The sequence below is a fragment of the Ulvibacter sp. 2305UL32-6 genome (assembly GCF_058148545.1).
Genome location: NZ_JBYVKA010000001.1, coordinates 798,494 through 810,212, shown reverse-complemented (window position 1 = coordinate 810,212; position 11,719 = coordinate 798,494). Strand labels below are relative to the sequence as shown.

Genomic DNA, 11,719 nt, shown 5'->3' with positions numbered 1-11,719 from the left:
ACCCGCAAGATAAACTCGTAAAATACTTCCATCAAAAGACTACGGCATAAAACCAACGCTTCTTCCACTACTCATTTATTCCGTTTCCTTTTGAGCCAAGATTTTATCTTCCGTTTGGTTTCTGCTCAAATATTGTTTAATCAAAAATTTGAGTATTATGACAACAAAAGCGAGTACCACAAAGAAGCGCAGTAGAGCAAAAGCAACTGCCAAGAAAGAAGTAAACGGAAAGAAATCATCCGTACTTCAAATTCAGAATTTACCGTTGGGTAAAATCAAGACTGACCCAGAACAACCAAGAAAAACCTTTAACGAGGATTTATTACAGCAACTTTCTGAGAGTATCGAAAATCACGGTGTATTGCAGCCAATCACAGTAAGGCAATTAAATGGCCATTACATCATCGTGATGGGCGAACGCCGATATCGTGCAAGCAAGCTAGCAGGAAAAAAGACCATACCCTGTATTGTGAGGACTTATGAGAACCACAATGTGCTTGAAGTTCAAATCATTGAGAACCTACAGCGACAGGATGTCGAACCTACCGAAGAAGCTGAGGCAATAGCTTATCTAAGTGAGAAATACGCACCTGCTGAAATTGCGAAGCGATTGGGCAGAACCGACAACTTTGTAAGGCAACGTTTAAAATTGGCAGTTTTGATTGAAGGTTTTAAACACTTTGTTCGTAATGGCGAGATGACCATTTCGTTGGGTGTGGGTGTCGCACTTTTTGAACCAGAGGAACAGCAGATGATGTTGGAAACGATGGGCGAAGATTTCAATGCGCATCAAATAAACAGGATGATTAAAGACCAGACCTACGACTTAGAAAAGGCATCTTTCGATATAACTGACAAGAAGTTAGTACCAAAAACAGGCTCTTGTGTAGAATGTCCGTTAAATGCGGCCAATCAAGTAAATCTATTTGGCGAAGGAAAAATGGTTTGTACGAAAGCAGCTTGCTTCGAAACTAAGAAAAGTAAGTCGTTCTTTAACCTGATTGAGAAATCCATAAAAGAAAATATCCTACTGATTCCAGAAATACGAGAGTACTGGGCAGATGAAGATAACAATCAGCTGGTTATTTCACAGTTGGAAAAAAGTGGCTTGAAGGTCTATCTGTTGGACGATGTTGAAATTATCGAAAATCCGATTAAGCCAACAATCGAAGTCATCAAAAAAGAGTACCAACATTACGATTATTCTGAAGACGATTTGAAAGCTGAGCTTAAGGAAGCAATTCAGAACTACGAAGAAGAATTGAAAAATTACAATTCAGCAGCGGACAATGGATTTGTGAACGGTATTGTGTTCCATCCCGAGACCTACCAAAACAAAGTAGTGTTTATCAAGGTCGTTGAGAATTCAAAAGATGCAGCAACTGAATATTCAGCGCCATTGGCCAACAGAAAAATGGCTGATTGTACACCTGAAGAACAAATCGTGAAAATCAACGAAAGGGAAATCCGTAAGAAGCAAATAGAGAACAACAAGCAGTTTGAAGAAGTGGTTCAAATGATTCGTGAGACCAAATACATCAATACGAAGAAGATACTTTCTACAGACGAAATGGTGGCATTCTCGATATCGCTCTTTGAAAATAATGTGGACTATATGAGCCAGCAAAAGTATTTTTCAAAGTTCTTAGGTGACACGTCCAAAATAACCAAAGTTGAAATGGTCGAGAATTTCAAGAAGAAATTCAAAAAGGAAATCTTTCACAAGTTGATACGCTATATGCTTACAAAGCAAGTGCATTTTGGCGAAAGCAATCACGTGAATAACCTAACGAACATTTCATTCTACAATGCGATGCAGGGATATTACAAATCCAAGATTGCCGGCATTGAGAAGGAATATGTTGAAAAACGAGACAAGCGTGAGGCACGTTTGAAAGAGCGCATCACAGTTCTTGAAAAGAAAATTCAGGAACTGAACGATTAGCTTTTGTTGTTTGAAGAAGGGTCGGCATTCGTGCTGGCCCTTCTTCTTTTTTTATGATAGTGCCTAAAAAATGAATTTACAAACAATGGGTTATCAATCAATAGTTAGCGCAAAGGTAAACTCGTAAAATACACCCATCAAAAGACTACGGCATAAAGCCATTGCTGCATCGTCACTTATTTATTCCGTTTCCTTTTGAGCTGAGATTTTAGCTTCCGTTTGGGTGTTGCTCAAATATTGTTTAACTAAAATTTCAAGATTATGAAACAGGTATCTAAAGCATCAAAGATTTCATTAAAAGATGCTGAACAACATTATCAATCGAGTAAAGAAAATTACACGATTGAAAGTGCAGAAAGCCACTTGGCTTATTACAGAGAAAAGCATCCAATTTATTATGCAATGCTATTACGAAATGTTTAACCTAAAATTCAAAAGCTATGTATTTACAAAATTTGCAACAGGATGAGATTTTCGTTCCATCAGAAATGAAATCCTTAAAAAGTCTGACACAGATGGAATCCCGAAGAGGGCTTGAAAATGCTATCATCTCAAATGGTAAAATCGTCAATGTGGTCTCGAACAGCTACGGACACATTCCGAATCAACTGTTCTTCAAGAAAGCTGAAGAAATGCTTACCGATGCCCAGTTGAACTTTCATAAACGCACCATCAATAAAAACGATAGGTCATTTATTACCGATTTTATTTTCGACGATAAAAGCCAGTTTACAGTAAAGAACGATAAGGACTTGATTCTACCAATGCTTCGGTTCAAGAACTCGTATGACGGTAGCGAAAAGACCTCTGGCCATTTTGGATTTTATAGAAAAGTATGTTCTAATGGTTTACACGTTTCCCAAGCTGAAATTGAGTTTTCCATCAAGCATAGTAAGAACAACACGCACCTCATAATGCCGAGATTGAACAATCTGTTCGATAAATTTCTAGATAATGAATTCTATACAATTACCAAGAAATTTGACAGGATGAAGGAATTTAAAATCATCGATACAAAAGAGTTTGTAAAAGCCGTTCTCGATAAGACAAAGCTATTCAGATACGAGTGTAGCGATAAAAACAGCGACCCCTCAAAAAAGTCTCGTGAAGTCATCGAGATATTGAATTATGAAGCTTTGCTACTCAATGAAGAACCAAATTTATGGTTAGGTTACAATGCTTTCAATGCAATTTTGCACAACACATTGAAGAAAAGCTTTGGTCAACAAGAACGGTTGGATAAAAAGCTATTTGATGAAGTATATGAAATGGCTTAGAGCTTATAAGGGTTTATCCAGTACCTTAAACCTGGATTTTTTGACCTCAAATGTGAGAAAAGACTAATGTATTCAATGATATCTGTTTTTCCTACTGCGATAACGCTCATCCCTTATTTCGGCAAAATATCCTGACAATTTATAGGATTTTGCGTGTTGTGTTTGCTTTACAAAGGATAGTTTCGGGTTGAGCGTGAATGGTGTTTTATGATGCTGAACAGTTATAGATTCGGTTTCATCGTCGTTTACCACTGGCTCAAATTGTTTTAATTATAACTTTTTTTGATTTTGATACTTTTTCGACTTTTCGAGTATTTTTTCAAATTGAAAGTCAGTTACACTGGCAGTACTATAAAGAGCTTTGTTTGCGTAAAGACAAGTTAAACTATTAAAAAACGCAACATCAGTCTCATTTATTTGAATCTTACTAAACTGTTTTCTATTACCCACCTTGTATACTTTAGGGTCGTACATTACTAAAATTAAATCTGGTGCCAAGGGATAAAATATTTGTAGCCCTTTACTGGCCATACCGCAATGTCCATATGGGAAATTGCGTGATTCTAAAAATTGATTGTATTTTGAAACTGGATTATCGCTTGTAATCAATTCCTTGGAAGTGTTATTAATAAGAAGCTTAATTTGCATATCCATCATCATTGGAAGGCTATTAAGTAATATGTCCAGTGTTTTTTCGATGGCGTCGTCATATGCAAAAAAATGAGTGTCAAAATCGAAATCTTTGAACTTAGGTTCAAATTTCATTGCAGCCTTCATAGATTTATCTACCATATCATTGAACTCATCAGCATTTGCCCTTGTACGATATGCTTGTAAAAGGATAAATAACCATATCCAATAATATTCATCGGACTTATTTTTAGGTAAAATTTTTGTCTTGATTACCTCTTTCAGAATAACAGAAGTAGTGTCTTCAATATTTCCAAACCATTCTTCTCTTTCTAAGTCTTTACCATAAAAGTAATCCTCTTGCGCTTGACTCTTTAAATCTGCATTTTGAATTATCTTGTAAGAACCTTTTAAGCATACTTTTATTCTTTTTTGGCTGTTATCAGTACTGAAAAATTTCAAATAAAATTTGGGAACATAATGTTGTCTCTTTTTTTCTGGCATAAACTAGTTAGTGAATCAACAATTTAGTAATCTTCTTAAATTATTTCAAATATTTGCCACTTTAATTATATAGTGGTAATAATTAGAATTCAAATATTTACCACTTTTTTGTATATTTGGTAAAGTTTTGAAACCACGATTATGCCAAAAGTTATAGAAAACAGGCTTATAGAAGCATTTAAAGGACGTAGTTCGTTTGATAGAGACGAGCTATTTCAGTTCTATTCAGACTATGAACCAGACTTGAAGGAAAGCACCTTTAGTTGGCGAATATATGACCTGAAGAAAAAGGACATTATTAAAACTATTGGACGTGGACTTTATGTGATTTCATATAAACCAAAATACAAGCCCAACCTAACCGAAAGCATTCTCAAAATAATCAGAAAAACAAATGATAGATATGAGGATATCACATACTGTGTCTGGGAAAACCAATGGCTCAATGAATTTACACAGCACCAAACATCCAATCAAATGATTATTGTGGAAGTGGAAAAGGAATTTACAGAATCACTTTATTATTATCTCAATGATGCTTTGCGTATGGATTTTTTTCTGAATCCAGATGAAAAGGAAATTGAGTTTTATATTTCTGAAAGTACAGTTCCGGTAGTCATAAAACGTCTTGTTACAAGAGCACCAATAAGTAAACTGAGAGACAAAAAAAACACAGTTCCTGTTGCCACACTTGAAAAGATAATGGTAGACTTGTTTGCAGATGAAAACCTATATCATTTTTACCAAGGTTCTGAACTTATCAATATCTATGAAAATATTCTAGAACGATACAGCATCAATTTTACAAAGCTCTTCAGTTATGCAAAAAGGCGGAAAAAAGAGCAAGAAATAAAACAATTTATGAATAACCATATACCAAATACCTTAGAAGAAATCATCAATGATTGAAAAAGCAAGTTTTACAAAAGAGTGGTTGGATGCATTTCGAGCGACAAAAGAACATAAAAGTATTAACGTAACCATTTTAGAAAAAATGGTTCACGCACTTTCCTTGTTAGAACATCTAAAGTTAGCAGGACTCGATTTTGTTTTTAAAGGTGGAACATCGCTCGTGCTCTTACTAAAAGAAGGTAATCGATTTTCTATAGATATTGATATTATTTCGAGCGTAGAGCGTGAACCTTTAGAAGCGATTCTTGATGACGTTGTTGCCAATTCACATTTTAAAAGCCACAACTTAAATGAGCGTCGTAGTTATAAAAAAGGCATTCCAAAAGCACATTACACTTTTGAATTTGATTCGGTTTATAACCCGAACGTTCCTGGAACGATTCTGCTAGATATTCTTTTTGATAGCCCGCACTATCCAGAGCTTATAGAGTCCGCAGTTGATATTTCTTGGATATCGGTTGCAGAGCCTATAACATCAATTACCACACCTTCAATAAATGCCATCTGTGGCGACAAGCTTACCGCATTTGCACCAGATACAGTGGGTATTCCATATTACAAAGGCGACGGGTTGTTTACAATGGAAATTTGTAAGCAATTATTCGATTTAGGGAAATTATTTGAGAAAATTACAGACATAGCTATAGTTAAGAAGAGTTTTTCCGCTTTCGCGAAAGCGGAACTATCCTATCGAAGCTCTAACGAAGATTTCAACAAAAGAAAATTAACTGAAGCAGACGTGTTATGGGATAGCATAAACACCTGTGCAATCATCGCCCGAAGGGAACGAAACCCAACTGTCGAAGCAAAAAAGAAGTTTGCCGATTTAAATTTGGGTATTCGCAGTTTTGGCAGTGCATTTTTAATGACCGGACATTTTAGAATAGAAGAAGCACTTGCCGCTTCGGCCAGAGTAGCCTATTTGAATGCTATATTGTTACAAGATGAGATTTCAGAAATCGAATATTATGAAGGACAAAACATAAGCGAGCTTACCATTGAAAAGGCCGATTGGGCGTTCTTGAATAAATTGAAACGACAGCCAGATAAATCTATATTTTATTATTGGTATAAGGCTGTGGAACTATTGTAAATTAACGTGAATGGAATTTAAATATATCATAGAAATTTGTGTCGCAATTGATATCGCAATCTTGGGTATTGCCTATCCGATAATCGTGGATAAAATATCCAATATAGGTAATAAGTTTTCATCAAACTATCTAGCCAATGCTTTCGAAAATGAATTTCCGCAGACAAAACTCTTTGGAATATTTCCAGGAAGGTCAAGAAGAATAACAGTATTTGAATGGGTTTTGTTTTTTACAATAGGCTCATTTATATTCTTAATACTAAACATTGAACCTCTTTTTTGGAAGGATAGCTGGATGATGCAAAACTCAGCAAAACTTCTAACGCTATTTTTGACAGTTTTACTGGTGGTCATTTTTATTATTTGGCTAGATAAGGTTTCACTTTATAATGGCAAATCTACACGTTTGCTTACTTATATTATTTCCGAATACCGAAAACTAAAAGAAGACCAAGATGATAAATTCTATTTCAAGATTATTAACGAGTTGGCAATATTCGCAATTAGAACGCAGGATAAAGGATTGGAAGAAACATTGGTTGCTTTCTACACTGAAGAGTTTAATAATTATCGTGCTAACTTCATAAGACCAAGAGAAGAAGAAAAACCTGATGGATTTGAAAATTTTAAGGTTGAGTTTAATCACGAATTCCACTATGGTATCAGGGAAATAATCAGAGAAGTAGCTAAAGGTAGAAATGAAGACTTACAAAGTCTTGAATATTTTGTTGTAAGTGGCGTCTGGTTGATGGGACAAGGCATCTTTGAAACACCAATTTCAAATGAAACCTATAAAGAACTTTGGAGGAATGTTGTACTCATATCAAACAACGCCAAATTTGTAGGTAATTATTGGGGTACGGCACATCAATATTATAGTTTCGGCTTGCAGAAGGTCTATGGCACAAATTATATCTTTGAAACTCGCCAATACGAAAATCAGTCATTAATTGATAAAAGAGATAATGAAAGAAAACGTTTTTTTGAGTTTCACTTGGCATTAGGTGGCTTATTAATATATCAAAAAAACTATGAAGCCATAAAAACCCTGTTTACATACACACAGCATCAGCCACCAAAATATGTTCTGCTGCCTAACAATATGACAGAGATTTTTACTTGGTTCAGTAGTTTTAAAGACGAATTTGGCAGAGGATATTACCCTATCGATTTATCATATCCTTTCCCAGGATTGGATAATTTAGGGAACAGAAGGCGTGTGACTTTTTACATCTGCCAATATTTAGTGTTGCTTTTTCTACGGCAATTTAAATTGCCTGAACATAATACCTATGATAATTTCACAGGTCAACCTACTTTGCCTCAAACCGAAGTGTTAGAGTTATTACGTTGGCAAGAATCCATCCATTATTTCAGATTCTGTTTGAAAAAGGTGTTGAAAGATAAAAATCTCTTAAAGACAATATGATATGAAAAAGAAAGAGATAAAAAAGCTAAAAGTGAAGACATCAAAATTTATTGATGTTCTCGAAACATCTATTGAAGAAGCTATTGAAGCTGCAAGATTGAATGCAGATATAGATTATGATAAAGAGTGGGGTTTTCTTATAAATTCTAAAGATGCTATCGTTAAAGCGCTTGAGAAATTTAATAGCATCCAGAATGCTGCAGAGAGTTTTAACGGAGAACCTACTATTTCCTTCGGTGTAAATGGTACTATGAATTTGTTTCAAAAATCTGCATTTACAACTGGAGACATTCCTCATCTCAATGCAGACACGATATTGTCCCAACAGATAGTGTATCAGAACATTAATTATTACATCCCTAATGCGTTTTTATCGGCTAGAAAAAAGCGGTATCTTCTTCGTAAAGAAGACTTGGTAAAAGGTATTGAAAAATTAGGTTTTGATGCTGATAGAGATGTTATGGTAGCAATGAATCTAAATATCTACGGGATAGATGATTTTAATAAAATTGAGGATAATATTATTAGGATTCCATCTACAGGGCTCAAAAATGTACTATTCATTTTACCAAAAACTGATTTGCCTATCCTTAAACATAAAGAACTAGAGATTACTGAACAAAAAGAATATCAGCTGGGTATATTAGATGACAATAGAAAAATCTATGGCTCTTTAATAGATTTAACACAGGATAGCAATTCGAGACATAGAGAAAAATGGAAAAATTCAAATATCGATTTTGCTACAGATTTAAAGGTGCAACTTATCATAGCCTTTATTACGGAAGTTGTTTGGAAAACTAATGCTAATGTTGTTCAAATTAATGTTGAAACGTCATTAAAGGAACAGGGAATCGTAAACGAACTGTCTGATATAGAAAAACTAGTGCCAAAGAAGGAATCTAATGATTAAATTCAGAAACCCATATCACATAGAACCACCAGGTGTTTCAAGACAAATACTATCGCACCCAGTAAACGAGAATGAAGCGATTGAACTAGCAATATTTCAAGAACATCGTTATGCTTTTTTCTATTGGAATAAATGGGTGCGTAAAAATGAAGATGCTAATCCACCTTGTTTAGTTTCATTAGATTGGCACCAAGATTTGTGCTATCCGTGTGAGACGGAAAAGGAATGGCTTGACGATTTAGATTTAACAAGCGATGGAGATGTTTCCGTATTTTCTTGGGCAAAATTAGCAGGTAATAACGATGGCCACATTTTGTGCGCTGCTTATTTAAATTTAATTGGGGATATTTATGTGCATTGTAGACAGGAAATGGGTCGTGATACGTGGGAAGATGAAGAGCTATTAGATAAATACGGAAACAAGCATACAATCAAAAAATTTAAAACATATGAAGATATGCAACAAGCCTTGTTGACATCTTCTGAAACATCTGTCTTCTTTGATATTGATTTGGATTTCTTCTCGATAAAAAATGGTTTAAGTGATGGGTCTTTTAACTTTACTTATTTAAAAGAAGAGCAAATACGCAGTATGTTAAAGAAAGATATCCCATTAATCAATTGGGTTTTTGAACGTATTAAAGGTTTTACCATTGCAACAGAACCCGAACATTGCGGTGGGCTTTTAAAAAGTAATAAGTTTCTCAATCTTATAAGTGACATCTATTTCAAACCTGAATTATTTGCACCTAAGTGTAACTGGAAATGGAAGCCTGAATATGAATAACAACTTTCAATACAGACTATCTAAAAATCAAAAGGAAGAAATAGCTCAAAACCTTATTGAAATCTTGCAAAATGACGCAGATATAGCTAACGAAACCAGAACATTTGTTTCTAATTGGATTCTTACTGGACCCAAAGAAAAAAGAAAAGCTTTCTATGATGTGTGGGATATTGTTTTAAAGAACCACTTGCCAACTACTAGGCCTATTTTATTCAGGTCGTGTGGTAGAGTTTGCAAAAAAAATAAAATATTAAGTTTTACAGGTCGATTCGAATGTGTAAAAAGATTTAGTCAAGATAAGGGTGTATTGATAATATGCGATACAGAACAAAGTCTCAAATTTGAAGACGAATTTTACAAGCCTGGAAACTATTTACATACATTTTATCCGCTTGTTAATGTTTTAAAAAAAGCAAAAAATTCTGGTGGCTCGGGATTTTCTGAAAGAATCCTGAACGATTATATAGGAGAAGACGAGTACATAATGAGGTATGACTCAGAAAATATGAATAGTCTAAGGTTTATTTAAGAGGCTTTCAATTTATTTTTTTAATACTTGAACTAATTAATACTTTAAAATTAAGTCAGTTACGCATTTAAAATGAATCCGAATAAGATTAAAAACATAATTAAGCACTATAAAAAATGGAAACAAGAACATCCTGATACTTGGATTGAACATTGCAAAAATCAAGAAAACTTAGAGGATGCGATGGTCTATGCCGCGTTAGCAGAAAATCATTTAGGTAAAAGGAACAATCATCAAAAAAGACGAAAAAAAATTAATCTTGAAAAGTTTGCAGCTAATTTGGTTGATAAAAAAACCGAAATTCAGAAAGCAAAATCCTTTGGCGGACTATTGACCATTGTTGAAAATTGCAAAATTAAAGGAATTGGCCCACTTGCTTGTTATGATACAGCCCAGAGAATAGGTGCAAAAATCAGACTTTTTCCTGAGCATATCTATTTACACGCTGGGACAAAAACTGGAGCGGAAAAATTATTATGTAAACGATTAAATGTAAAATTTATTCATAAAACTGATTTACCAAATCCATTTCATAATGAAAATTTAACTAACGCAGAAATCGAAGATATACTTTGCATCTATAAAGATAGGTTTTAGAAGTTCGAGCCTTAGCTAATTGAACTCATTTTTAATAACCACTCAGCACATTCCCCTACATTGTACGCTTACCTGCCGAAAAAGGCAGGCAATCACTTCATTTCGAGAATAGAGCTTCACTACAAATATCTTGGACACAATCCCCAATTTCAGCTTTCCATTGCGTTAACCCTTCCCGCTATGCTGGAAAGGAACACTTCATGCCTTTGCTAAAATTGTGAGTCAAGTCCGCTTTTAATCGGAAAGACATCACTTCGGTTTTCTTAACAAGATTTTCGGCGCGGTCTTCTTGAGCCCTCACTCGAAAATCCTTAAAAACCAAACCGCTGTCTTACACATTTTAAGGGGTTTATAATGGATAAAGCCTCTGTTGTTTTTCGGGTCGTCGAAAAACAGGCAGTGCATAACCAATTCTACATTAAACCCAGCCACTCATTTCGCTTAACTGTCGGTACGCTCAAATCGTAGCCGGCTTTAAAAGAATTGCTAATCCCCTTATGGAACTTGTCAAGACTGTACAAAGTTTTAGTGAAAAATAAGGTTTCTACTTCCTTGAAAATTCAAGGATTTTACTACGTCGCAAACACACCTGATTTATTCCCTAAAAGTCTTGACAAAACCCACTCTATCCATTGTGCGGTGCACGAAAGAAAAGAACAAACACCCCTTAAAATTTAATCTGAATTGAAAAGGGAAATATTAATCAAGCCTGTAAAGGGCATTTAAAACCATTTTATTATGAGTACTATTAAAAATCACGTACAGTTAATTGGAAACGTTGGTCAAGAGCCAACCATTACGAACCTTGAAAGCGGTAAGAAAGTAGCCCGCTTTTCACTCGCTACAAACGAGTACTACAAAGACAGCAAAGGCGAAAAGCAAACTGACACCAACTGGCATACCGTAGTGGCTTGGGGCAAGACCGCTGAAATCGTTGAGAAATACGTCGAAAAAGGCAAAGAAGTAGGAATTACGGGAAAACTAAAGACCCGAACCTACACCACTGACGACGGAAACCAACGCTATGTTACCGAAGTGGTAGCCGATGAAATCCTGTTACTTGGAAGCAAAAATGACAAGTAGGATTTAAAATTAAAGAGGGC

At 35.0% G+C, this 11,719-nt stretch carries 12 protein-coding genes; 11 read left to right on the top strand and 1 reads right to left on the bottom strand.

Annotated elements, in window-relative coordinates; translation table 11 throughout:
• Positions 1-157: 157 nt before the first annotated feature.
• The 3 genes from ACY2RU_RS03880 to ACY2RU_RS03870 all read left to right on the top strand — a co-directional run bounded on the left by ACY2RU_RS03880 (position 158) and on the right by ACY2RU_RS03870 (position 3,222).
• Positions 158-1,945 carry a ParB/RepB/Spo0J family partition protein gene (locus ACY2RU_RS03880; protein ID WP_490137091.1) on the top strand — a complete coding sequence of 596 codons (1,788 nt, stop codon included), beginning with the start codon at positions 158-160 and terminating at the stop codon, positions 1,943-1,945.
• A 261-nt stretch (positions 1,946-2,206) separates the two neighbouring features.
• Positions 2,207-2,368 (top strand): hypothetical protein, encoded by a 162-nt coding sequence (locus tag ACY2RU_RS03875; RefSeq protein ID WP_490137090.1) that lies wholly within the window; start codon positions 2,207-2,209, stop codon positions 2,366-2,368.
• Between the two features lie 17 nt (positions 2,369-2,385).
• Positions 2,386-3,222: a DUF932 domain-containing protein gene (locus ACY2RU_RS03870; RefSeq protein WP_490137089.1), complete on the top strand. Its 837-nt coding sequence runs from the start codon at positions 2,386-2,388 to the stop codon at positions 3,220-3,222.
• Between the two features lie 270 nt (positions 3,223-3,492).
• Here ACY2RU_RS03870 and ACY2RU_RS03865 read toward each other — a convergent pair whose 3' ends face one another.
• Positions 3,493-4,356, bottom strand: a complete 864-nt coding sequence (locus ACY2RU_RS03865; protein WP_490137088.1) for a DUF4238 domain-containing protein — start codon at positions 4,354-4,356, stop codon at positions 3,493-3,495.
• Between the two features lie 141 nt (positions 4,357-4,497).
• Here ACY2RU_RS03865 and ACY2RU_RS03860 point away from each other — a divergent pair, with 141 nt between their 5' ends.
• From ACY2RU_RS03860 to ACY2RU_RS03825, 8 genes are all read left to right on the top strand, one after another.
• Positions 4,498-5,265: a DUF6577 family protein gene (locus ACY2RU_RS03860; protein WP_490137087.1), complete on the top strand. Its 768-nt coding sequence runs from the start codon at positions 4,498-4,500 to the stop codon at positions 5,263-5,265.
• Complete coding sequence (locus tag ACY2RU_RS03855; protein ID WP_490137086.1) at positions 5,258-6,361, top strand: nucleotidyl transferase AbiEii/AbiGii toxin family protein; 1,104 nt, start codon at positions 5,258-5,260, stop codon at positions 6,359-6,361. The genes ACY2RU_RS03860 and ACY2RU_RS03855 overlap by 8 nt, the downstream gene beginning before the upstream one ends.
• Before the next feature lie 10 nt (positions 6,362-6,371).
• On the top strand, positions 6,372-7,790 hold the full coding sequence (locus ACY2RU_RS03850; RefSeq protein WP_490137085.1) for a hypothetical protein: 1,419 nt from the start codon (positions 6,372-6,374) through the stop codon (positions 7,788-7,790).
• A gap of 1 nt (position 7,791) precedes the next feature.
• Positions 7,792-8,703, top strand: a complete 912-nt coding sequence (locus ACY2RU_RS03845) for a hypothetical protein (protein ID WP_490137084.1) — start codon at positions 7,792-7,794, stop codon at positions 8,701-8,703.
• Complete coding sequence (locus tag ACY2RU_RS03840; RefSeq protein WP_490137083.1) at positions 8,696-9,490, top strand: hypothetical protein; 795 nt, start codon at positions 8,696-8,698, stop codon at positions 9,488-9,490. Before ACY2RU_RS03845 ends, ACY2RU_RS03840 begins: the two co-directional genes overlap by 8 nt.
• A complete protein-coding gene (locus ACY2RU_RS03835) occupies positions 9,483-10,019 on the top strand; it encodes a hypothetical protein (RefSeq protein ID WP_490137082.1) in 537 nt (178 codons plus the stop codon). The genes ACY2RU_RS03840 and ACY2RU_RS03835 overlap by 8 nt, the downstream gene beginning before the upstream one ends.
• 72 nt (positions 10,020-10,091) lie before the next feature.
• Positions 10,092-10,616, top strand: a complete 525-nt coding sequence (locus tag ACY2RU_RS03830; RefSeq protein WP_490137081.1) for a hypothetical protein — start codon at positions 10,092-10,094, stop codon at positions 10,614-10,616.
• 738 nt (positions 10,617-11,354) lie between these two features.
• Positions 11,355-11,699 carry a single-stranded DNA-binding protein gene (locus tag ACY2RU_RS03825; RefSeq protein WP_490137080.1) on the top strand — a complete coding sequence of 115 codons (345 nt, stop codon included), beginning with the start codon at positions 11,355-11,357 and terminating at the stop codon, positions 11,697-11,699.
• Positions 11,700-11,719: the final 20 nt, after the last annotated feature.